19 protein-coding genes are annotated in these 22,230 nt (G+C 61.1%); 3 read left to right on the forward strand and 16 right to left on the reverse strand.

Annotated elements, in window-relative coordinates:
- Positions 1 to 115 precede the first annotated feature (115 nt).
- On the reverse strand, positions 116 to 577 hold the full coding sequence (locus BKX96_RS29695; RefSeq protein WP_046815395.1) for an aminoacyl-tRNA deacylase: 462 nt from the start codon (positions 575 to 577) through the stop codon (positions 116 to 118).
- Positions 578 to 772: 195 nt separating this feature from the next.
- On the opposite strand from BKX96_RS29695, the gene BKX96_RS29700 reads away from it, so the two are divergent.
- Together BKX96_RS29700 and BKX96_RS29705 are read left to right on the forward strand one after the other, a co-directional pair.
- Entirely contained in the window at positions 773 to 1,306 is a 534-nt protein-coding gene (locus BKX96_RS29700; protein WP_046815396.1) for an NfeD family protein, read from the forward strand.
- Positions 1,307 to 1,308: 2 nt separating this feature from the next.
- On the forward strand, positions 1,309 to 2,067 hold the full coding sequence (locus BKX96_RS29705; RefSeq protein ID WP_046815397.1) for a slipin family protein: 759 nt from the start codon (positions 1,309 to 1,311) through the stop codon (positions 2,065 to 2,067).
- Positions 2,068 to 2,080: 13 nt separating this feature from the next.
- Here BKX96_RS29705 and BKX96_RS29710 read toward each other — a convergent pair whose 3' ends face one another.
- The 5 genes from BKX96_RS29710 to BKX96_RS29730 form a co-directional block, all read right to left on the reverse strand.
- Positions 2,081 to 2,641, reverse strand: a complete 561-nt coding sequence (locus BKX96_RS29710) for a hypothetical protein (protein ID WP_082240518.1) — start codon at positions 2,639 to 2,641, stop codon at positions 2,081 to 2,083.
- Positions 2,642 to 2,755: 114 nt separating this feature from the next.
- Positions 2,756 to 4,255: an efflux transporter outer membrane subunit gene (locus BKX96_RS29715; protein ID WP_046815398.1), complete on the reverse strand. Its 1,500-nt coding sequence runs from the start codon at positions 4,253 to 4,255 to the stop codon at positions 2,756 to 2,758.
- On the reverse strand, positions 4,252 to 5,316 hold the full coding sequence (locus BKX96_RS29720) for an HlyD family secretion protein (RefSeq protein ID WP_046815399.1): 1,065 nt from the start codon (positions 5,314 to 5,316) through the stop codon (positions 4,252 to 4,254). Before BKX96_RS29720 ends, BKX96_RS29715 begins: the two co-directional genes overlap by 4 nt.
- A 27-nt stretch (positions 5,317 to 5,343) precedes the next feature.
- The gene (locus tag BKX96_RS29725; RefSeq protein WP_046815400.1) at positions 5,344 to 6,879 is read right to left on the reverse strand and encodes an MFS transporter; all 1,536 of its coding nucleotides are present in this window, start codon (positions 6,877 to 6,879) and stop codon (positions 5,344 to 5,346) included.
- A 210-nt stretch (positions 6,880 to 7,089) separates the two neighbouring features.
- Complete coding sequence (locus BKX96_RS29730) at positions 7,090 to 8,016, reverse strand: LysR family transcriptional regulator (protein ID WP_046815401.1); 927 nt, start codon at positions 8,014 to 8,016, stop codon at positions 7,090 to 7,092.
- Between the two features lie 185 nt (positions 8,017 to 8,201).
- On the opposite strand from BKX96_RS29730, the gene BKX96_RS29735 reads away from it, so the two are divergent.
- Positions 8,202 to 9,137 carry an RHS repeat-associated core domain-containing protein gene (locus BKX96_RS29735; protein WP_077186200.1) on the forward strand — a complete coding sequence of 312 codons (936 nt, stop codon included), beginning with the start codon at positions 8,202 to 8,204 and terminating at the stop codon, positions 9,135 to 9,137.
- 62 nt (positions 9,138 to 9,199) lie between these two features.
- Here the strand turns inward: BKX96_RS29735 and BKX96_RS29740 are convergent, their stop codons facing one another.
- From BKX96_RS29740 to bcsZ, 10 genes are all read right to left on the reverse strand, one after another.
- Positions 9,200 to 10,066, reverse strand: coding sequence for an ABC transporter permease (locus BKX96_RS29740; protein WP_046815402.1), 867 nt, complete (start codon positions 10,064 to 10,066; stop codon positions 9,200 to 9,202).
- Between the two features lie 21 nt (positions 10,067 to 10,087).
- Entirely contained in the window at positions 10,088 to 10,948 is an 861-nt protein-coding gene (locus tag BKX96_RS29745; protein WP_077186201.1) for an ABC transporter ATP-binding protein, read from the reverse strand.
- Positions 10,949 to 10,953: 5 nt separating this feature from the next.
- On the reverse strand, positions 10,954 to 11,979 hold the full coding sequence (locus tag BKX96_RS29750; protein WP_077186202.1) for an ABC transporter substrate-binding protein: 1,026 nt from the start codon (positions 11,977 to 11,979) through the stop codon (positions 10,954 to 10,956).
- 18 nt (positions 11,980 to 11,997) lie between these two features.
- Complete coding sequence (locus BKX96_RS29755) at positions 11,998 to 12,885, reverse strand: TauD/TfdA dioxygenase family protein (protein WP_046815405.1); 888 nt, start codon at positions 12,883 to 12,885, stop codon at positions 11,998 to 12,000.
- 272 nt (positions 12,886 to 13,157) lie between these two features.
- Entirely contained in the window at positions 13,158 to 14,300 is a 1,143-nt protein-coding gene (locus tag BKX96_RS29760) for an alginate O-acetyltransferase AlgX-related protein (RefSeq protein WP_077186220.1), read from the reverse strand.
- An 11-nt stretch (positions 14,301 to 14,311) separates the two neighbouring features.
- Entirely contained in the window at positions 14,312 to 15,709 is a 1,398-nt protein-coding gene (locus tag BKX96_RS29765) for an MBOAT family O-acyltransferase (protein WP_077186203.1), read from the reverse strand.
- A gap of 18 nt (positions 15,710 to 15,727) precedes the next feature.
- Entirely contained in the window at positions 15,728 to 16,396 is a 669-nt protein-coding gene (locus BKX96_RS29770; protein ID WP_077186204.1) for an alginate O-acetyltransferase AlgF, read from the reverse strand.
- Positions 16,396 to 17,064, reverse strand: coding sequence for an SGNH/GDSL hydrolase family protein (locus BKX96_RS29775; protein WP_077186205.1), 669 nt, complete (start codon positions 17,062 to 17,064; stop codon positions 16,396 to 16,398). The genes BKX96_RS29770 and BKX96_RS29775 overlap by 1 nt, the downstream gene beginning before the upstream one ends.
- 15 nt (positions 17,065 to 17,079) lie before the next feature.
- Positions 17,080 to 21,009, reverse strand: a complete 3,930-nt coding sequence (locus tag BKX96_RS29780; protein WP_077186206.1) for a cellulose synthase subunit BcsC-related outer membrane protein — start codon at positions 21,007 to 21,009, stop codon at positions 17,080 to 17,082.
- Positions 20,985 to 22,226 carry a cellulose synthase complex periplasmic endoglucanase BcsZ gene (gene bcsZ / locus BKX96_RS29785; RefSeq protein WP_077186207.1) on the reverse strand — a complete coding sequence of 414 codons (1,242 nt, stop codon included), beginning with the start codon at positions 22,224 to 22,226 and terminating at the stop codon, positions 20,985 to 20,987. Before bcsZ ends, BKX96_RS29780 begins: the two co-directional genes overlap by 25 nt.
- Between the last annotated feature and the right edge of the window lie 4 nt (positions 22,227 to 22,230).

Below are 22,230 nucleotides of genomic sequence, written 5' to 3' on the forward strand. Positions count from 1 at the left end.
CCTGTAAACCTGATAAAGGGACCGCTGCGCGGTCCATCGCGAGCAAGCTCGCTCCTACAGGGGAATGCGGTGACCCTGTGGGAGCGAGCCTGCTCGCGAAGACGGTAGCATTGACTCAATGACTCAACTCTCGCACCTCCGCATGCGGCACCATTTTCAGAAATTGCGGCATGTCCATGTGCAATAGGTTGATGTGATTGCCAGCCTCCAGATAGATGTCTTTCTGCCGGGTCAGCAGCGGGTCGATGACCACGTCCAGGCCATAGGCTTCGCCCAGGGCAGGCACGGCGCCGCGCTCGCAGTCGTCGAACAGGTGCGGCAGGTTGCTTTCCCGGGAGACCTGCCATTCACCGCTGCTGCGTACTTTGCTCAAGTCCAGGTGACGGCTGGCGGGCAGCACGGCCATCAGGTAATGGCCGTGGTGGTCGTCGAGAATGACCGACTTGGCCACACGTTCCGCGGGAATACCCGCGACCCGCGCGGTTTCGAGGCTGCTGGCCGAGTGTGGATGGGTAACGATGTCATATTCGCATTTAGCCTGCTCCAGGCTTCGCTGCACGGTTCTTGCCATACGCATGATGCACCTCGGTGTCCGCGAGAACGCCTGCGGACGATGGTTAACACTTTTGTACGTAGTAAAAGTCTAGGCCCGCTGGGGCAAGCCCGCGGGAAATCCGCCCATCGGCCGCGTCGACAACTGGTTAAAATTCATACAGTCGGCGCCTCAACTAGACTGTATACAGAAGCACCTGCGACTCTCCCGGAGGGTCACGTGAACACTCGCTATTGTGCCGTTGCGTTGCTGCTGGCATTGAGCGGCTCCGTCCTCGCTGCGGACACCGCCGGCCTGCCGGTTTCCAACCCCGCGGGGATGTGGCTGATCACCTTCGGTATCGCCTTCCTGATCGCCGAAGCGGCACTGCCCAACTACGGCGTGATCGGTCTGGGCGGGATCGTGATGTTCGTGATCGGCGCGCTGATCCTGACCAATGCCGAATTGCCCGTGCCGTTGATGATCGGCCTGGGACTGATCAGCGCGCTGCTGCTGATATTCCTGCTGATCCGCGCCCTGAAGACCCGGCCGCGCCACACCGTTAGCGGCGATGCCGGCCTGCTGGGCAGCGTGACCTCGGTGCTGGCCTTGCAGGCCGGCGATGCATGCCTGGGCTGGGTGCACTTGCAGGGCGAAAACTGGCAGGTAGCGAGCACCCAGCCATTGCATGTCGGGCAACAGGTCCGGGTGGTGGCACGCAAGGGATTGTTGCTGGAAGTGGCCGCGGCTGATGCGGTAACGGTTGGAGATTAGTCATGGGCTTGCAAATCGGGTTTGTCGCGCTGCTGCTGTTGCTGATCGCACTGGCGGGGGCGACGTTCCGTATCCTGCGCGAGTACGAGCGCGGGGTGGTGTTCCAGCTCGGGCGCTTCTGGCAGGTCAAGGGCCCCGGCCTGATCCTGCTGATTCCAGTGATCCAGCAAATGGTTCGCGTCGACTTGCGCACTATCGTCCTCGACGTCCCGCCGCAAGATGTGATCACCCGCGACAACGTCTCGGTCAAGGTCAACGCTGTGTTGTATTTCCGCGTGCTCGATCCACAGAAGGCAATCATCCAGGTCGAGGATTTTCTCATGGCCACCAGCCAACTGGCGCAAACCACCTTGCGCGCAGTGCTCGGTAAACACGAACTTGATGAATTGCTGTCCGAGCGCGAACGGCTGAACATTGATATCCAGCAAGTACTCGATGCCCAGACTGACACCTGGGGCATCAAGGTGGCCAACGTCGAAATCAAGCACGTGGACCTCAACGAATCGATGATTCGCGCCATCGCCAGGCAGGCAGAAGCGGAACGCGAGCGCCGGGCCAAAGTCATCCACGCGGAAGGTGAATTGCAGGCTTCGGAAAAACTCATGCAAGCCGCCGAAATGCTCGGCCGCCAACCCGGCGCCATGCAGCTGCGCTACATGCAGACGCTGAGTTCGATCGCCGGGGACAAGAGCTCGACCATCGTCTTTCCGTTGCCGATCGAATTGCTCAAGGGCATGGCGGATCTGTCGGCCAAACCTTGAGTCGAGAGCGGCACTACAACAGGGTATAAAAACCCAGAATCGCCACGCCCCAAAAGCACAAGCCAAATGCGAACCCGACACCATTGGCAAAAGTCAGTGTCGAGTTCGCCGTCCCGCGCACGTCGTTTTCCAGATAGTTGATTGCTTCTTGTACACGCAACAAGGAGCAGACTTGCAAGAGTAGGACCAGAAGACTCAGCGCAAAGCTGATGTGCAGATCCGGCAACCATATCAGGCCCATGCCCGCTAGCGCATTCATGATCACAATCAACGCCAGCAAGCGCGGGTACCAACGATAGTCCTTACCTGAAGCGCGTATTCGCCGATCAATGCTGGTGAACAACGAGTACACAAAAAACACGAAAAAAATTGCACGAACTATGGGTAACACTTTGTTGCCCGTGGCGGTGCGGTAAAACTTCCAGTTTTTATACATCCAATAGGTAAGGTACAAACCAAAGGTGAAAACGATCATCAGCGCGAATTTGCTTGTCCCCACAACGAAAAAGGTCGCGCGGGGTGTTTCAGTGCAATGAAGTTCGGCCACTGGAGGCGCATAAGGATTGGCATTCATAGGGATGCATAACCAGGGTCATGAAGTGGACCAAAATGCTAACCCCTGATGGGCATCTCGGATGCCCACATAAAAAAATCAGGACGCTTCCTACGTCCGGCTACACGATTTCATTCACCGTTGCGCAGTCAGCGGATAAACCGACTCCCATCCGCCACCCAGCGCCTTATACAAGCCGACCGCTGCCAGTGACACACCGGTGGAACTCTCCACCCATTGCTCTTGGGTCGCCAGCAATGCGCTTTGCACGGTGAGTACGTTGACGAAGTCCACCACGCCTTCGACGTATTGCTGTTGCGCGGTTTGCAGGGCGATCCGGTTCTGGCGCACGGCTTCGGCGAGGCTGTCTCGGCGCAGTTGGCTGGCGTTGTAGGCGCTCAATTGGTCGTCGATTTCATGCCATGCGCGCAGCACGGTTTGCTGGTAGGCGATGGCTGCTTCCTGTTGCTGGGCCTCGCGCAAATCCAGCACACCGCGCAGCCGGCCGCCGTCGAACAGTGGCAGGCTGAATTGCGGGCCGATGCCGAACGCGCGTGATCCCCAAGAGCCGAAATCGCTCAATTGCATGGCTTGCGAACCGACACTGCCCGACAGGGTAATGCGCGGATAAAAATCACCCTTGGCCACGCCGATACTGGCGGTCGCGGCATGCAGGCGGGCTTCGGCCTGGCGGATGTCCGGGCGGCGCTCGGCCAGTTGCGACGGCAAGCCGATGGCGACCTGGCGCGGGGTCTGCGGCACCGGTGCGTCGGTGGACAGCTCGGCCGTCAGCGCCTGTGGTGGCTCGCCCATCAACAAGCTCAGGGCGTTGATCAATTGCGCCTGGCGTTGCTCCAGGGCTGGCAGGCGCGACTCGATGGCCGCGACCTGGGCGGCCGCTTCGGCGACATCGAGGTCGGTTGCGACGCCGTCGGCCAGGCGCAGTTGCGACAGCTTGAGGCTGTGCCGGGCGACGTCGAGGTTCTGTTCGGTGACGGCCCGGGTGTTCTGCACGCCGCGCAGTTGAATGTAGTCCTGGGCGGTTTCGGCAAGCACCGACAACAGCACGCCGCGACGGTCGTTTTCCGCGACTTCCAGGGTGGCATCGGCGGCTTCGGTTTCGCGGCGCACCCTGCCCCAGAAATCCAGCTCCCACGAGGCGGAGAACCCGGCATCCCAAAGGTTGAACGCGGAGTTACCGTCATGCCCCGACGGGTCGCTCAGGCCTTCACCGCTGTTGCGTTTACGGGCGTAACTGCCGCCAACGGCGCTGCTGGGATAACGATCGGCCGTCACCACCTGGCGCACCGCACGGCTTTGTTGCAAGCGGCTGCTGGCGAGCTTGAGGTCGAGGTTGTCGGTCAAGGCACGTTGAGTGAGGGCCGAGAGTTGCGGATCGTTGAACACCTGCCACCAACGTTCGTTCATGGTCTCGGCTATGGCTTGGCTGGTGGCGGCTTTTGATGGTTTCGCCCACTCGGTGACTTGCTGTGCCTGAGGTTTCTGGAAGTCCGGACCTACGGTGCAGGCGCAGAGGCTCATTACGAGCAAGGCGCAAAAGGTGAGTCGAGGCTGATGGCCTCTTCGCGAGCAGGCTCGCTCCCCCAGGGGATCGTATTCAACGAAAATCTTCATCGCTGAACAACCTCATTAGCCTTGACGCTTGCCGTATCGATACTCGCCTCCACCGACATTCCCACCCGCAACCGCTGGGCCAGTGCCTGCCCCGGTTCCAGCACTATCTTCACCGGAATCCGTTGCACCACCTTCGTGAAGTTGCCCGTTGCGTTATCCGGTTTGACTGATGCAAAGGTCACCCCCGTGGCCGGTGCGATGCTCTCGACCCGCCCGTTCAACGTTGCGCCGCCAAAGGTGTCGACATGCACCTGCACGTCCTGCCCCGGCTGCACATTCGTCAGTTGGGTTTCCTGGAAATTGGCCACCACGTAGGCCTGCGCCAGCGGCACCACCGCGAGCAGTTTGCTGCCCGGCGTGACATAAGCCCCAACACGTACCGCGCGCTCACCGACCATGCCGTCCTGCGGCGCGGTGATCCGTGTGTAAGACAGCTCGTAGCTGGCGATTTCCAGCTTGGCCTGCGCCCGTTTCAAACCACCTTCGGCCCCGTCGCGCTGGGCGGCGAGTATGTCCACCTGCTTGCGTTCCGCCGCCAGTACCGCCGTCACATTGGTCAACCGGGCACTGGCCTGGTCGATGCGCGTGCGCGCTTGCTGTGCGTTCTGCACCGTGCCGGCCCCCACCCCGGCCAAATGGTCGTAGCGGTCCAGTTCATGTTGAGCGAAAGCCAGTTCAGCCTTGGCGGACACCACCTGCGCCTGTGCCTGAGCAATCACCGAAGCCTGACGCTCAAGTGTCGCTCGCGCATTTTGCAGTTGCGCCTGGGCCACCACTGCTTCGGCGGCAGCGGCTTCGGCGGCTGCGCGCAGGTCGCGGTCATCGATCAGGGCCAGCAACTGCCCCGCCTTGACCTGTTGGTTGTCTTCCACCAGTACTTGCTTGATGAACCCGGCAACACGGGGCACCACCAGCGTGTAGTCTGCCGAGACATAGGCATCATTGGTGCTCTGCTGCGTGCGCTGGCCGAACAGGCCGGGCGCCAGCAGATAAATCAGTACGCCCGTCGCGATCACGACACAGACGCCCACGGCTACTTTTTGCTTGGATTGAGTCGTCATGAAAAACCTTCTGTTTCAGTGATGCATTCAGGTCGGCGCACGGGGCGGATAGATCCGCGTCGGCAGCCAGAAAATCAGCAGGATCAGCGCCAAAGCGACGCCGGCCATGCACAGGTAAAGGTCCGCCGCAGCCAGCACCACGGCCTGCTCATGCAAGCGGTGGGCGAGGCCCGGGGTGTCGCTGTCGACCAGGGGCGAATTGCCGAGGCGGTCCACCAGCATGCTCGAGTGAAAGTGCAGGCGATGCGTGGTCAGGGTTTCCAGCACGCCGGTAGCGATCACCGCCGCCAGGCCTTTCACGGTGTTGAACCAGGACGACGCGAAGGGGCCGTCCATGGGGCTGATGCTGCCGGTCGAGAGCATCAGCAACGGCAAGACCGACATGGGTTGACCGAAGATCTGCAGCAGTTGCAGGGCATAGAATTCGTCGCGAATCCACACCGAGGTCAGCTGCGAACCGCCGATGCAGGACAACACCAGCATGCTCAGGCCGATCCCCAACACCCAGCGGCAATCAACCCATCGCAGGTTGCACAGCGCCGCCACCAAGGGCAGCGCTATCAACTGCGGGAGCGCCGCCAACAGGGTGATGGGCGCGGTCTGCACCGGGCGATAACCCTGGACCTGCGCCAGATAGCTGGACGGAATGATCACTACCGCCAGCAACACCACCAGCACGCCGGCCAGGGTGATCAGGGCGAACGCCAGGTTGCGGATGCCGAGCATCTGTATCTTGAAAAACGGAATCGGCTGCGACCACTCGTTGATCAGGAACAGCACCAGCAACAGCGTACCGCCCACCAGCAAGACACTGATCAGGCTCGACTCGAACCAGTCCAGGCGATTGCCCTGCAGGATACCGATCACCAGCATGCAGATCGCCGGAAAACCCAACAGCAGACCACGCCAGTTGAACTGTTTGAAGCGTTCCAGGCGTAGCGGGTCCTGGGGGATGCCGTAGGCCACGGCGAGCATGGCAATCAGGCACGGTACGACGATCTGCCAGAAGGTCCACTGCCAGCCGACATACTCGCTCCAGAGCCCGGCCAGCGGCGTGCCCAGCCCCGGTCCGAAGGTGGCGGTGAGGGCATAACCGGCCAGGCCGTAGAGCTTGACGTTGGCTGGCAGAAAACGCAGGGCGACGGTCATCAGCATCGGCGGCAGCGCGCCACCGGCCAGGCCTTGCAACGTGCGCAGGACCAGAAGGCTTTCGTAGTTCGGCGCCAACGGGCACAACACCCCCAACAGGGTGAAGGCACTGATGGCGCAAAGGGTGAAGCGCCGCAGCGAGAACGTGACGCCACACCAGGGCGCAAATGCCATGGCCGCCACCGAGGTCGCGGCGTAGCTGGCGACCAGCCAGGTGCCTTCGTCGTAGCCGATGGCCAAGGCGCCTCGAATATCGGCCAGGGCTACCTTGGTCACCATCTCGTTCAGGCCCGATACCAACACCGCGAGCAATACGCCCACCAGGCCGATGATGATCCGCGGGCCGAAGACCGGTGGTGCGGCGGCTGTCGGGCTGGCCGCGGCGAGAGGGGCCGTGACCGTGAGGGAAGACATTACTGCGAGCTCCGGGATTTAAACATCGGAGCATTCTATGAAGCGCGGTACCTGACGAAAACTGACTTATCGACAGGTTATAAGTGTGCCAGACGCAACGATATGGAATGTGTGGGAGCGGGCTTGCTCGCGAAGAGGGCGGGTCAGACAACAATGAAGTCGCCTGACACCGCTTTCGCGAGCAAGCCCGCTCCCACAGGGGATAGTCGCTCAACCCAAGACTGGTTGGGCCGCCAGCCATGTCTCGTCACAGCAGGTTTTCAGGGTTTCACGAAGCCAGCGGTGAGCGGGGTCATTGTCGAAGCGAGGGTGCCAGGCCTGGCTGAGCACGATGGTCGGTAACGGAATCGGCAGAGTAAACGAGCGCAACTTCAGCCCCAGCCGGCGAACGCTCAACAGCGTCTCCCTGGGTACCGGCAGAATCAGGTCGGAATCGGGCAAGGCGAACATCGCCGCATGGAAACTCGGCGCGATCACCGCTACTCGCCGCTCCAGGCCCAAGGCGTTGAGTGCGGCATCGATCGGCCCGCGCGCGATGCCGCGACGGGACATGCTGATATGGGAGTAGCCTGCAAAGCGTTCAGCGGTGATCTCTTGATCGAGCAAGGGATGATCCTCGCGCACCAGGCCGACAAACTGCGTTGAAAACAGGTTTTGTACCTTTACTTCCGGCATCAGCGGCCGGTTGTTGCTGACGCTCAGGTCGATGCGACCCTCGCGCAAGGCCTCATCATCGCCATCGCCCTCTGGCGCAAAACGCAATTCGCAATGCGGGGCCTGACGCTCCATGGTGTCGAACAGCTTGCCGCCGTAGATGCCGATGAAAAAGTCATTGGCGCGGATACTGAAGCGCCGCCGCAAGCTGCCCAGATCCACCACCCTGGCCGAGTGGAACAGCTGCGCGGCCTGCTCCACCAGGTCACGTACCTGCTCGCGCAACTCCAGTGCCTTTGGCGTCGGTACCAGACCACGGCCAGCACGCACCAGGATCGGATCGCCAATAGCCTCGCGGATGCGCGTCAACGTGCGACTCATGGCCGCCGGGCTGAGGTTCATCCGCCGCGCCGCGCCCACTACGCTGCCCTCGTCGAGGAGGGCGTCGAGGGCGACCAAGAGGTTCATGTCTGGTAGTTGCATGGCGAGCACTCGTGGCTGGTCAGGGTTGATTTAGGCGCAATGCTAGCAGATCAAAAGATCGAAGCCTCCAGCAGCTCCACAGGCTGGCGTACACGCCTGTACTCCTAGCAGTTCTGATAGTTCTCGACTGAGGTCGTGAGGTGTACAACTAAAGCCCTCGACCATACTTCGGCGAAGCCAGCGGCATGACCCAGTCAAAACCCGTTGATCAGAAGACTTCCACTTCGCAACGCACGACGTTGTTGTTATTGGCAACGGATAACAGCCGTTCAATCATCGGCGAAATCGTCGATGGCAAAACCAACGCCATCGCCTATTCCGCTTACGGCCAACAGTCCGGGCAACAGGAGGTCACAACACGTTTGGGCTTCAATGGCCAATTGCGTGAGATGCAAACCAGTTGGTATGTGTTGGGTAATGGCTACCGTGTCTACAACCCGCGATTGATGCGGTTTCATAGTCCGGACAGTTGGAGTCCATTTGGGCGGGGTTGGTTGAATCCTTATATGTATTGCGCAGGGGATCCGGTAAATCGGGGGGATCCATCCGGGCATGGCCCTTGGGAGGTGATTAAACTCTTCATTCGGGAAAATCTGTCATTTGGGAGCTCTCAAGCGACGCTGAATGCAAGAGTCGCCGCGCGTAATGCACGATCAATCGCGAGACAAACGATAGCGAATAGCTTTATTGGTAGTAGCGCGCCGCAGTTTGTCGATACGACTGCGTCATCTTTTTTGCCTCGAGTGGGCGAACATTTGGATTCGCTTCCAAAATGGCGTCCTCGCCCAAACACGGCAAGCCTCCCTGAACAATCGGGGCATGGTGTCGGAGGCGTGTGGCCAACCGCAATGAGTGCCCCCCAATCCAGTGCGCGACGTGGCAACAGCTCACTCAACACTTCAAGTCGGGGGCGTAGCAGTGGTCACCAACCTGACACGTCAGAAAGCTCAAAACTTTCGCCCCCCAAACAAACACCGACAGCTTCCGATCAACCCTCCAACATACGAACTTCACTACCCAATTATGCCGACGCCATGCCGCCTGGTTACAAGGAAGCACAAAATGCTGTAGTAAAAGCACAGGAGCTTGTCTTGTATACAAGTCAATTTCGCAGTCGTTAAATTCAGTTGATTTGGTTAGTGCATGCCAGTCTTTTATGCCTTCACGCTAATACCGACCCACTCTACCGCTGCATCCCCCACCGCTTCACCGTCACCCTTTCCAACGAATCAAACACCAAATTCTCCACCAGCAACCCAATCAGAATCACCACCGCCAACCCGGCAAACACCTTGTCGGTATAAAGCTCATTGCGGTTCTGGAAGATGTACCAGCCCAACCCGCCCTTGCCACTGGTTGCACCGAACACCAACTCGGCGGCGATCAACGTGCGCCAGGCGAAGGCCCAGCCGATTTTCAGTCCGGCGAGGATCGACGGCAGTGCCGCGGGGATCAGGATGAACAGCACGAAGCGCATGCCCTTGAGGCCGTAATTGCGGCCGGCCATGCGCAGGGTTTCCGAGACGCCGAGAAAACCTGCGTACGTATTGAGCGCCAAGGCCCAGAGCACCGAATGCACCAACACGAAGATCAGGCTGTTCTGCCCCAGGCCGAACCACAGCAGCGCCAGCGGCAGTAGTGCGATGGCCGGTAATGGGTTGAACATCGAGGTCAGGGTACTGAGCAGGTCGCGACCCAATTGCGTCGACACCGCCAAGGTGGTCAGGGCAAACGCCAGGACGATGCCGATCAGGTAGCCCTTGAGCAGCACCACCAGGGAAATCCACACCTTGCCCAGCAACTCGCCGCTGAGCAGGCCGTCGTACAGCGCGCTGGCGGTTTGCACAAAGCTCGGCAACAGCAAGTCGTTGTTCGTATAACGCGCAGTGGCTTCCCAGAGTAGCGCCAGCAAGAACAGGATAAGGCTCTTGCGCAGCCAGCCCTGTTGCCACAGGCGTTGGCCAAGCGGTAGTTCACGTTCCAGCGCAACGCTGGTCAGTGGCTGCAAAACGGTTTCGAATTCTTCACGCGGGGATGATAAATGGCTCATCGGGCCCTCCTCTCAAACGGCTCAATAAGCGATGCGGATGTCGGCGAAATCCAGTTCGCGCTCGGTCTCCGGCGACTGGCCTTCATCGAACAACAAGCGATGGATGCGCCGCGCCGATTCCTGGAATGCCACGCCGCCAAGGCTGTGCAAGTCATACTGATGGCTGTGGACTTCCGCCCGCACCCGACCCGGGTGTGGCGACAGCAACAGGATACGATTGCCCACCACCAACGCCTCTTCGATGGAGTGCGTGACGAACAGCAGCGTGAAACGCACCTCCTCCCAGAGCAGCAGCAATTCTTCCTGCATCTTGCGTCGGGTCAGGGCGTCGAGCGCGGCGAAGGGTTCATCCATCAGAAGGATTTTCGGCTGCATCGCCAACGCCCGGGCGATGGCGACGCGCGCCTTCATGCCGCCCGACAACGTATGTGGATAGGCGTCGGCAAACCCCGCCAGGCCGACCTTTTCCAGGTAGTGCAGCGCCCGCTCCTCGGCCTCTTTACGCTTTAGGGTGTTCGAGGCCAGCAGCGGAAACATCACGTTCTGCTTGACGGTTTTCCACGGCGGCAGTTGATCGAATTCCTGGAACACGACAATGCGGTCCGGCCCTGGCGCATCGACGCGCTGACCTTGCAGGCGGATCTCACCCTCGACTGGCTGGATAAATCCCGCAGCGGCCTTGAGCAAGGTCGACTTGCCGCACCCGGACGGCCCGAGCAGGACGAAGCGATCCGCCGGATCCACCTCGAAACTGACCTGGTGGGTGGCACGCACCACCCGCTGGGGTGTGCGGTATTCCAGGCTGACGCTGTCGACCGAGAGCAGCGACTGGGCGGCGGCGATCAGTTTGCTGACCGTGTGGCCTTGCAACGGGGCGTTCATGTCGGTCAGCTCCCTTGCAGCGGTTTGGCGTCCTGGAAGAAGTAGTCCTTCCATGAGTCCGGTTTGTGCTTGATCGCGCCCACACGGTAGAGGAACTCGGCCAACGGGTAGGTGTTTTTGGGCGTGACGCTGAATTCGAACTGCGGGTTGTCGATGATTTTCAACAGCTCGGCGCGGTCGATCTTGGCCTTGGTGACGCGGATGTAAGTGTCCGCCGCCGCGCCTTTATCGTTTTGCGCGAATTGCGCCGCTTCTGTCAGCGCATCGACGAAGGCCTTGTAGGTCTTCGGGTTTTCATCGCGGAATTTCCCGGTGGCAAACAGCACCGTCGGCGAGTTCGGCCCGAGCAGGTCGTAGGTGTTGAGCACCACGTGCACGTTTGGATTGGCCAGCGCCTGATCCTGGAATGGCGGGTTGGAAAAGTGCCCGCTCAACTCGGTGCCACCGGCGATCAACGCGGCCGTGGCATCAGGATGCGGCACGGCGATGGTGTACTTGTCGAGGCGATTGAATTCCTTGTCGCCCCACTGCTTGGCGGCCGCATATTGCAGGAAGCGCGACTGCACCGACACACCTACGGCCGGCACCGCGATGCGGTCCTTCTCGGTGAAGTCGGCGATGGTCTTGACCTTGGGATTGTTGCTCACCAGGTAGTACGGAAAGTTGCCCAAGGACGCCACGGCCTTGACGTTCTGCTTGCCGTGGGTGCGATCCCAGATGGTCAGCAGCGGACCAACGCCGGCACCGGCAATGTCGATCGAGCCGGAGAGCAGCGCATCGTTGACCGCCGCGCCACCGGAGAGCTGGGACCAGTCGACCTTGATGTCGATGCCTTCCTGCTTGCCGTACTTCTCGATCAGGTTCTGGTCGCGGACCACATTAAGCAGCAGGTAAACAATGCCGAACTGTTCGGCGATGCGGATTTCACCTTCGGCCCGGGCCACGGTCGGGGCCACCAGGCTGCCGGTGATCAGGCTGAAACCCAGGCCGATGGCCGCGGCCAGCGGTGCAAAGGGTAGACGTTTGGACATGGTCGAATCTCCGGCAAATCAGAAAGGCGCGTCGCCCTGGATGGTGGTGCGATACAGCTTGCGGCGCAGATGGCTGGGGCATCCGGCGGCGAGATGGATCAGCGAACGGTTGTCCCAGAACACCAGGTCATGGGGCTGCCACTGATGGCGGTAGATGTTTTGCGGCAACACGCTGTGGGCGTAGAGCTCGTCGAGCAATTGCTTGCTCTCGTCTTGCGGCAAGCCAACGATGCGGGTGGTGAAACCCTCGCTGACGAACAACGCCTTGCGGCCGTTTTCCGGGTGGGTGCGCACGACCGGGTGGATGACTTCGGCGACTTGCGCCAGTTGTTCCGGGGTCAGGGTCGGGCGCCAGTTGCCTTCGAACTTGGTTTCGCTGTAGCGCGCCGTGTAGGAGTGCGCGGCCGAGCGACCTTCGACGGCTTTGCGCAGCGCCTCGGGCAGGTTGTCCCAGGCTTTGTGCATGTCGGCGAACAGGGTGTCGCCGCCTTCGGACGGCAGGTCCTGGGCATGCAGCATCGAGCCCAGGCTTGGCAGTTCTTTGTAGGAAAGGTCGGAGTGCCAGAACTTGCCGGCGTCACCCAGGCCGATGGATTGGCCATTCTCGATGATGTTGGAAACGATGAGGATTTCCGGGTGCCCGGCCAGCAGGAATTGCTTGAGCACATGGATCTGCAACACGCCAAAACGACGGCTGAAATCGATTTGCTGCTCGGGGGTGATGCGTTGGTCGCGGAACACCACCACATGATGATCCAGGTGCGCACGGTGAATGCGCGCGAAGTCCTGGTCATTGACCGGGCGGGACAAATCGAGACCGACGATCTCGGCACCCACCGCCCCGCTGAACGGGCGGACTTCGAAAAATTGTGGCGCGATGCTTGGCGATGCTGAAGCTGCAGACATAAATCACTCCCACGCACGGCACGCTCAAGGGCGCGCGCGTCGATCAGAAACTCACGGAGGTTCCGTGTTGGTTCGTGTCGTGCGGCGCGCCGATTGGTCGGCAGGTACGCAGGGGTGTAACTTTATAGATATAAGAAATTAAATTTAAATACCGTTAATGAATAACGATATGGCTTTTGCTGTGCTCCATTTTGAGGCCAAAGGCGATTTCGCTGAGCCACAATCCCTGTAGGAGCTGGCTTGCCAGCGATGAGGCCATCAGCCTCATCCGTTTATTTGGCCCACTCGATGACTTCACTGTATGACGTTTGCAAATCCCGCTCAGGAATCTCCCAGATCACCAACTTCGGCGGTGTCTGCTTGAACGCCGGATTATCGAAATAACCATTGGCGCCAGCGGAAAACTCACCACCGTCCTTGGCAAAGTTGCCGATCGGCGCGCCCAGCGCCTGTTGCAGGAAACCGGCAAAATTGGAATTGCGTGAAAACGAAGTACCGATCAGCGCCACGTTCGGCAAATTGTCATCGCCGAACAGGTCGTCGAGACTATCGTCTGCGCTTTGCACTTCGGCAGCCTTCTCGGTGATGTGGGTGGCAGCGACAGTTTCCGGCTGCGGTTGCCAGGTCACCGGCAGCCACTCAAGCCCTGCCAATCGCACCAGGTCACCAGGACGGCGAGCCGGGTCCTGAATTTTCACCTCGAAGTCTTTGTGTGGCGTCGCAGTGATGCCAAGGGCTTGTACGTGCCTGGCCACCGCCTTGGCCGCCGCCGCGGAACCGGTTTCGCTCCAGTGGGTGTCGGTGCGCAGGTAGGCGTCGGCACCCAGGGGTTGCAAGGTCGGGGCGAGATCTATCGCGACGACACCGGCCTTGTTCAAACCATCGACCCACGCCACTGCACGCTGCTGCAACTGCACCGGACGGCGCAGGTCGCACAGTTGCGCACTGGCGATACGGCTCTTGTCCGGCACCACCGCCACCAGCAACTTGATGCCGTGCCCGGCCAGGCGCTGCTGGATCTTTCGCACCACACCCGCTTTGATCTCAGCATTATCTTGAGCGTGACGATTGATACGCATCTCATCGGTCAGGAACAGCCAGCCTGGGCAGCCGGAACGCACACGCGGACCTGTATCACCCAGCAACAGCCAACTGGCACCACGTTCCAGGTCCGCGGCCTGTTCCGGCAAGGCAGCCTTCGACAGCTGCTTGGCGACCTTGTGGGTGACCTCGCCGTGCAGCGCATCATCGAGCGTCAGCTTGAGTGGCAGCATCTCGACTTTGCCGCTTAACAGCAGCCAGGCGCAGGAGACGAAACCCATCGCCAGAAAGCCCACGAAAAAGACGCCCGATGCCTTGCTGACAGGGGCGGTCACTTCGCTGGATTGGGCCGTTATTTTGGACAAGGAAGTCATGGGCGCGGTCATCAGAACTGGAAGTACAGGAAGGGGACTGACTCACGGCTCGCGACCAAAGCGAACGCGAGCAGGAAACCCAGCATCGGTGCAAACAACGCATGACCGACGTAGCGATGCTCAAAGCGGCCTTGCAGTACCGGTGCAACGATGTACAGCACACCGAGCAGCGCCGCGATGCCGTGGACGGGACGCAAGGTCACCGCCAACGCATCGCCCAATGCGAACCCCTGCAGGCCGAACTGTCCGGCATACATCGTCACTGCCGAATGGAAATCCGGAGCACGGAACAAGGTCCAGGCCAGGAACACGAATAGCAGTGTCAATGTGTGCGACAGCAGGGGCGGAACACTCGGCAGGCTGGAGCGTGACCACAGGCGATCGACGCACAGGGCGATGCCGTGCGCTGAACCCCACAACAGGTAGTTCCAACTGTCACCGCCATGCCACAGACCGGCAATGGCCATGGTCAGGAACAGATTGCGGTAGGTCTTCCACGCACCGTTGCGGTTACCGCCCAGGGCAATGTACAGGTAGTCGCGCAGCCAGCTTGACAGCGACAAATGCCAGCGCCGCCAGAAGTCCTGGATGCTGCTGGCCAGGTACGGCCGATTGAAGTTTTCCGGGAAGTGAAAGCCCAGCATCAGGCCCAGGCCGATGGCCATGGCGCTGTAGCCGGCGAAGTCGAAAAACAGTTGCAGCGAGTAGGCCAGGCAACCGATCCAGGCGTCGACGAAGGACGGGTTCTCCAGATGGAAGGCCACGTCCACCAGCGGCGACAGGGTGTCCGCCACCAGCACCTTCATGCACATGCCGATCATGAAACGGCGTGCGCCCAGGGAGAAATTCTGCCAGTTGAAATAACGCTGGGTCAGCTCGCGGCGCACCCAGTCATAACGAATGATCGGCCCGGCAATGGAGTGGCCGAACATCGAAATGTAGGTCGCGTAATTGATGAAGCTGCGCTCCACGGGCACCGTGTGACGGTGCACGTCCACCAAGTAGGAGATCGCCTGCAACACGATGAAGGAGAGGCCCGCCGGTAACGCCACTCGTTGCCATTCCAGCGGCATGGCGCCGTAGTAGGTGATCAGGTCACTCCAGGTTACGGCCAGAATGTTGGCGTACTTGTACCAGCACAGCACCGCGGTGTTGAACACGATCAACGCAATCAACAACCTCACTCGCCCCTTCGAACCCTCGCGGGCACGGTCCACCAACAGGCCGCCGTACCAGGCGACGATGGTCAACACCACGTGCAGGCTCAGGAACAGCGGGCTCAGCCAGCCATAGAACAGCCAGCTGCCGATCAGCAGGATGACGTTGCGCCAGGCCGGTCTTGCCAGGGCATACACCAGCAGAAAGGCGGGCAGGAACAGCGTCAGGAACTCGAGTGAGGCGAAGACCATGGCAGCGGCAAAATCCGATCAGTGGGACAAGGTGTCCGTGGCGTTCAAAAGACGCGGACCGTTGGCCGACGGCACCAGCAGCACGCTGTAACGCTCACCCGCTTTCAGTTCGCCCAGGTCCAGTGGCGCACCGACATTGGCATTCGCACAGACCAGTTGCACCGACAGGCTAACCGGGTTGATCGAACGACGCTGCAGGCTGTCGACCGGCACTGCCTTGAACAGGTCGGCGGTACGCCCCGCAGGACGCAGGCTGGCATCGGCACACGCGGCATCGACGTTGAAGAACGCCAGCGAAGCTTTGAGGCCGTTGAAGTCGTCAGGCTGCTCGCGCACGGCGACCTGCTTGATGCCGGCGCCATCGGGCAGCGCGACCACGGTGACGAATTCGCCCGGTTCGATCTTCAGGTCCATGGCCAGCTTCTGAGTGCCGCTGACCAGGGTGCCCTTGACCGGGCTGCTCGCCTGTACCGGAAAAAACAGCGACACCGCTTGTGCGGCTTCCAGGCGCATCGGCGGCTGGCCGGCTTGGGCGATGACATCCAGTGGCCCGCTGCCTGCGTTGACGAAACGGATGAACGCCGCGTCCTCGCTGGGGCCGGTGGGGTACAGGGCGAACTCTGCCGCCAGGGCATTCGCGCCGCAAACCAGCGCCGCTAGGGCGCACACCGCAGACAGGGCACGCATCACTGCTTGGCTCCCTTGTTGCTGACCGCGTCGGCCGGCAGTTTCGCCAGTGCGCCACCGATGGCATTGGCCCAGGACTTGTACCCGGCCACGGTGAAATGCTGACCGTCGGTAGTCACCCACTCACCGGGTTTGGAGAACGTCAGCGAGTCGATATAGGTACAAGGCGCCACGTTGCTCGCCAGGAACGCCGACATCAGTTTGGTACGCGTATCGTTCTTCTTGTACATCCCGCCCTCCTTGCCCCACGCGGGGCCGACCCAAGCGCACTTGGCGCCATTGGCGGTGATCTCCTTGGCCAGGGCGGTCACGTTCTGCCAGGCCCAGGCTTTCGGGAATACCGGTTTGTCGTAGGAAGCCATGGTGTCGCCGATGACCAGCACGACGAGGTCAGGCTTGTCGGCTGCGATCAGGTCCTTGATCGGTGTGGTGGTGGCTTCGCGACCCTTGATGACGATCTTGCCGTCACCTTTCTGCTCGGCGCCGCAATCGACTTTCTTGGTGATCAGCCAGTCGCCAGCGCTGGCGCCACACGCGCCAATCGAATGCACGATTGCGCCCTGCTGGGTCAGGTTGGCTTGCAGCGGTTCCATCAGGTGGTCCGCCAGGCTCATGTGGCTTTCCCCTAGTACGAGAAGGGTCATACCGGCAAGAACGGAAGAAGGCATTTAAGTCTCCAGGAATCAGTTGGAATAAGGGGAGCGGTAGGGGCTGACCGGCAGTTCCATCGTGCTGTTCATGTCTTCGAACATGTAACGCAGGTACATGGCCCCGGTGAATTGCTTGTAATCCTGAGCGTTGTCCAGGCCGAGATTGCCACCGAGAAAAAAGTTTGGACTGAATTTGTATTCGCCAGCACCGCTCAGGCTATAGCCCACGCCGGTCTTGTTTTGGCCTTTGTAGCGCTGATTGTTGGCAGCCTGCAGATCTTTGTCGTTCGGGAAGAAATCCGCCGCGTCCTGATCGAAGTACTGCACGCCAACCGAGCCCTTGACCTGATAGGAGAATCGGTCGGTGCGCTGCGCCCAGGTCACCGGCACGCCCAAGGCGAAGTAGCTCTGCGGGCTGAAATAACCGCCATGGCCAAAGGTGAAGAAGTCCTGGTTGTTTTCGAAGCTCAGGCCAGTGGCACTCAGGCCCAGGGTCAGCTTGCTGTCTTCGGCGTTTTGCAGATACCAATACACGCCGCCGCCCAGTTCGGTGCGGCTATTGGATTCGACGTTGTGGCCGAGCAACTTGTGCCACGAACCGTAGCCGTAGGTGCCAACTTGCTGGTCGTCATAACTGAGCTGAGCTCGCCCGCCGTTGGCCGTCACGCCACCCCACGACTGGCCGGTACGGTCATCGGTTGTGCCGGCGAACGAGGTCACGCTGTCCGTCACCGGACGCCTGGAAACACTGACGCCATAGCGCACGTTCGAGTTGTCCGCGAACGGCCGGTCCACACTCACGCCGCCAGCGGCGGTGCTGTACTTGAAGCCGATTGGCGTGGTACCGACGTCGGCCTTGATGCCTTCATCCGGGCGGGCGTAGGCCACGCTCAGGCCAACGCCTTTGTCACGCTGGGATCCGGCGCCGTCGGCGGACGATCCACCGCCGAAACGGGCGGCCGAATCGCTGTCGACACTGCCGGCGTTCAGCGATACCGGAGTCACGCGTACGGCGTATCGGTTCTCGCCCGACGGCACGTTGATCTCCAGCGGCGTTTCAACATCGGTCATTTTGCTCATGCCCGACTCGCTGTCGTTGCTGCGGATGGTCACGCCCTGGGTCACGTAGCCACTACGCTCCTGCAGGATGTTATCCAGCGCGCGCTGGGCGGAACTGGCTTGATCCACCGCAACATTGACCGTGCCTTGGGGCGCGAACGGGTTACCGCCTGCGCCGGCAAATCGCCCCGCTGGCAAAGCCTGGGTTCCCGTGCCTGCGGTTGCCATGCGTGGCTGGGCCTGGCCCGGGTAGGCATCGGGCGGCAGTGCTGCATTGCCAGCAACCATGACCGGCGCGGCTGCTTCAAGCTGCGCCTGCGCGGGGGCGGGAATCGCGTCCACCGCTACGCGGCTCACCTGGTTGCGCTGGCCCGGTATGCCTACGAACGGGTTCGGTGCGACGTTCAGGCTATTGGCCTGGGCCGTCAGGCTGCGTTTCTGTTCGTTCTGCTCAATGGCAACCGCCTTGCGCAGCAGCTCGGTGGCCTGGCTGGACTTGCCCATGCTGCGGTAGATCCGAGCCGCTTCGGTCAGCGATTGCGGATCATAGGTTTCCAGTTTCAGAAACTGTTCCAGCGCGCGCTCCGCATAGCCATTGTCGTGGGCCTGAACCGCTGCGTCAGCAGCATTCAGCAAGATCTGCGGGTCGTTGGGCTGACGCTGCAACAACGGCTTGTACAGCTCGAACGCCTTGGTATTGTCGCCGTTGCTGGCGTACATGCGCGCCAGTGCCGAGACGGCGCCCGCGTCCCCCGGGCGCGAAGCCAGCGCCGGTGCCAAGGTGTCGTAGGCTGCCGCCAAATCGCCATTTTCACGCAGAATATCTGCCTGGCGAATGCGGTACTGATACAACACGTCATCGAAGCGTTTGCGCGTGGCCACGCTCATTGGCTGGTTTTGCAGGCCGCGCAGGATCGAGTTGACCTGCGCATCGTCGCCAGTCTTGAGCAGCAGGTTGGCGTATTGCAGCATCAGGTCCGCGGACGGCGTCGGCGTCTGGGCAATGACGTCTCTCATCATCTGTTGCGCATGTGCCGAATCACCAGCGTCCACATAGGCTGCGGCCAGGGTCGCCATACCGTCAGGGCTGCGGCTGGCCACTGGTTGCAAACGGTCGAGCAAGGCCAGGGCTTCCTGGCGCTGGCCACGCTTGGCGATGCTCGCCGCCAGTTTGATCTGCACCGTGAGGGTAATCTGGTCGGCCAACTGATTCATGTCCGCCGTCCGACGTTCCGCCGGAATGCGGCTGATGCTCGCTTGCGCGGCGTTCCACTGCTCCATTTCCACCGAGAGCAAGGCGCTGGTGTAGAGCGCGTCGATGTTGGTCGGATGGCTTTTCAGATAGCTGTCGATCAGGTCGCGAGCCTTTTTCGGCTCGCCGGCCTTGAGGTACAGGCGCGCCAGGTCGAAACGGGTCCAGACGTTCTCGGGGTCGTCCTGGATGGCTTGTGCCAGGGCTTGCTGCGCCGCACGGTTATCTCCGCGCTGTTCGGCCAGCTTGGCTGCTTGTGTGGACCGCAAGGCACGCAGGCGAGCGCCGCCGCCCATTTCGGCCTGCTGGGCCGGGGTCAGGGTATCGAGCAGGCGCAGGGCTTCATCGGCCTGACCGGTTTGCGACAGCACGTTGACCAGACCTTGGACGGCCTGCGGGTTACCGCGCTGCACGCTCAGCACCTGGCGATAGTTGGCTTGCGCGGCGTCCAGTTGCCCGGCCTGGGCCTGAATGTCGGCCAGGGCCAGACGCGCATCGACCCCATTCGGGTTCAGGCGCATGGCCTGGGCGATGCTGGCTTGCGCCTTGGCCGGTTGCGTCCTCGCCTGGTCGCGGGCCTGTTGCAGCAACGCCCAATAACGCACGCTGTCCAACGCCGACTTCCAGCGTGTGCCGCCATTGGCGATGGCCCGGTTGAGCAACTGCTCGGCTTCGCCGAAACGGCTTTGTTGCTGACGCACCACGCCGAGGCCACCCAAGGCATCAGCGTCGTCGGGTTTGCTTTTCAGGCGAGCGGCGAAGGCTTGTTCGGCAGCGGATTGATCGCCTTTCTCCAGCGCTTGTAGACCACGCGCCACCAACGGATCTTGCTGCCATGCCGGTGCACCGGCGGTGGTCGACTGCGACTTGCCTTTGTTGAGCAGGTCGCGGATTTCCTGGTCGTCGGGATGCGCTTTCAGGAATTCATCGAATAATGGCACTTGCGAGGCATTCGGCGGCCCCATCCACACCAGCGCCAGGCGCCAGCTCTCATCGGCGTCACCAGCGATATCGGTACGGGTCGACAGTTTGGCCAGGGCCCGGATGCCTTCCGGACGGCTATCTTCATGACGCACCAGATGCTTGGCCAGGAACAGCGCGACAATCGAGTCATTTGGCGTTTCACGCAGCAAGCGCTCAAGACCTTTACGCGCCTCGGGCCAGCCGGCATCGTTGAAAGCCAGGTTGGTGTAGAACTCGCGACCGATCTTGCCTTCCGGCGTACGGCCGGCAAACAGTTGGCGGAACACTTCGGTGGCCTTGTCTCGCTGGTCGCCGTCGGCCAGGCGCCGTGCCTCATCCAGCAGGGCAATGTTCTGCGGGTCGGTCAGGGCGATGTCCTGCTCCAGTTGCGCCGCCTGCCAGGGCCGTGGCGACAATCCCTGCAAGCGCACCAGATACAGTCGCGCCTGTTCCGGTTTGTTCTGTTTGACTTCTATCAGGCCCATGCCGTACAGCGCATCGATCTGGTCAGGGTCCAGACGCAGTACCTTTTCCCAGGCTTCTGACGCTCGCGCAGCGTTATCCCGGCTCTGCCAGTATTGGCCCTGCTCCACCAGCCGCGATTGCGCATCGCTGGTTTCGGCGTGCGCAGCGTTGCCGATGAAGGCGGCGAGAATACCGATGGCTAGCGTGTGACGGCGCGATTGCATGACGTCTCCCAAGTCAATTTGAGCGTTCCGTCATCACGAAACTGATAGCGTTTTTCAGCCCAGCCGAGTGCGAACAGACTCAGCATGGCGTTGTAATACAGCGGTTCGACACGTTCGCCATCGGTTTTGGCCAGCGCCGCATTCAAAGCCGTTTCGGCCCGACGTTTCTGCTGCTCGGCCAGCCAGGGTTGACCCTTGGCCTGGAAGTACGGAATCAGTGCGGCAGAGTACCCGAACGGGCCTTGGCCTTCGAGCGCACCGCTGATGACCTGGACCTTTTCCGGAGGAATGCCGGTGGAAGCCGTGCTGGTCGACATACCGTCCAGGCGCGCCAGCAGCGGTGCCGCCAAAGGATCGGTCCCCGGCGTCATACCGGCCCACAAGTAGACGCGAATCGCGTCATAACTGCCCAGCTCGCCTTTGACCGGATCAACCACAAACAGACCGGCTTTCGGCGCGGTCGCGCGATAGCCAATCCAGTCCGCCACGTAGCCTTTCGGGCTGGAGGCACTGACCATTTTCACGGTGTTTTCGGCGATTTCCCTCCAAGGCCCGCTCGGTGCTTCCTTGGCCAGTCGGCGCAGCAGCGGCAGCGGCAAATAGCTCGGATTCAGGCGCCACAGATGATCGGGCTGAGTGAAACCCTCGGGGCCGGGCAGGACCATTTTGCCCAGGCCCGGCAGGCTCACCACCAAGTTGGCTTCGATGTTCTTGAGCAGGCGCAGGGCGTCTTCGCGGTAATCCGGACGCTGCCACAGCCGCGCCGCTTCGAGCAGCGAGTAAGCGATCCACAGGTCAGAATCGGATGCGGAGTTCGTGTCCTGCAACTGCCATTTGCCGTCCTTGCCCTGGCCCCACAACCAGCCTGGCAGACGGTTGCCGACATCGGCGCCGGCCATGTTGGCGGCGGTCCATTTCCACAAGGCATCGAAACGCTCGCGGTCATTGCCAATCAGAGCAAACAGCATGCCGTAGGACTGGCCTTCGGAGGTGCTGTGATTAGCTTCGACGCTGGACTCCAGCAGGCGCCCGTCCTTCTGCACGAAACGCGTGGCGTAGGTTTGCCAAAGCGGCCAATCGGCGTTTTTGCACGCGGCCTCGTCAGCCATGGCCGGTGCCAGACTCAAGGTCACCAGCGTGCCAGCCAGCCAAAGCACGGCCCGGCGCCAGCGGTGCTCGGGGGCAGAATTGCATTCAGGGTTCCTGTAGATTCTCATGGTG

This window comes from Pseudomonas putida (assembly GCF_001976065.1).
GTDB lineage: Bacteria > Pseudomonadota > Gammaproteobacteria > Pseudomonadales > Pseudomonadaceae > Aquipseudomonas > Aquipseudomonas serbica.

Coding starts and splice junctions, on each gene's coding strand:
- bcsZ (WP_077186207.1), bottom strand. CDS start 22,226: ATGAGAATCTACAGGAACCCTGAATGCAATTCTGCCCCCGAGCACCGC.
- BKX96_RS29715 (WP_046815398.1), bottom strand. CDS start 4,255: ATGAAGATTTTCGTTGAATACGATCCCCTGGGGGAGCGAGCCTGCTCG.
- BKX96_RS29755 (WP_046815405.1), bottom strand. CDS start 12,885: ATGTCTGCAGCTTCAGCATCGCCAAGCATCGCGCCACAATTTTTCGAA.
- BKX96_RS29770 (WP_077186204.1), bottom strand. CDS start 16,396: ATGCGTGCCCTGTCTGCGGTGTGCGCCCTAGCGGCGCTGGTTTGCGGC.
- BKX96_RS29710 (WP_082240518.1), bottom strand. CDS start 2,641: ATGAATGCCAATCCTTATGCGCCTCCAGTGGCCGAACTTCATTGCACT.
- BKX96_RS29735 (WP_077186200.1), top strand. CDS start 8,202: ATGACCCAGTCAAAACCCGTTGATCAGAAGACTTCCACTTCGCAACGC.
- BKX96_RS29740 (WP_046815402.1), bottom strand. CDS start 10,066: ATGAGCCATTTATCATCCCCGCGTGAAGAATTCGAAACCGTTTTGCAG.
- BKX96_RS29720 (WP_046815399.1), bottom strand. CDS start 5,316: ATGACGACTCAATCCAAGCAAAAAGTAGCCGTGGGCGTCTGTGTCGTG.
- BKX96_RS29765 (WP_077186203.1), bottom strand. CDS start 15,709: ATGGTCTTCGCCTCACTCGAGTTCCTGACGCTGTTCCTGCCCGCCTTT.
- BKX96_RS29760 (WP_077186220.1), bottom strand. CDS start 14,300: ATGACTTCCTTGTCCAAAATAACGGCCCAATCCAGCGAAGTGACCGCC.
- BKX96_RS29705 (WP_046815397.1), top strand. CDS start 1,309: ATGGGCTTGCAAATCGGGTTTGTCGCGCTGCTGCTGTTGCTGATCGCA.
- BKX96_RS29775 (WP_077186205.1), bottom strand. CDS start 17,064: ATGCCTTCTTCCGTTCTTGCCGGTATGACCCTTCTCGTACTAGGGGAA.
- BKX96_RS29750 (WP_077186202.1), bottom strand. CDS start 11,979: ATGTCCAAACGTCTACCCTTTGCACCGCTGGCCGCGGCCATCGGCCTG.
- BKX96_RS29695 (WP_046815395.1), bottom strand. CDS start 577: ATGCGTATGGCAAGAACCGTGCAGCGAAGCCTGGAGCAGGCTAAATGC.
- BKX96_RS29745 (WP_077186201.1), bottom strand. CDS start 10,948: ATGAACGCCCCGTTGCAAGGCCACACGGTCAGCAAACTGATCGCCGCC.
- BKX96_RS29725 (WP_046815400.1), bottom strand. CDS start 6,879: ATGTCTTCCCTCACGGTCACGGCCCCTCTCGCCGCGGCCAGCCCGACA.
- BKX96_RS29780 (WP_077186206.1), bottom strand. CDS start 21,009: ATGCAATCGCGCCGTCACACGCTAGCCATCGGTATTCTCGCCGCCTTC.
- BKX96_RS29730 (WP_046815401.1), bottom strand. CDS start 8,016: ATGCAACTACCAGACATGAACCTCTTGGTCGCCCTCGACGCCCTCCTC.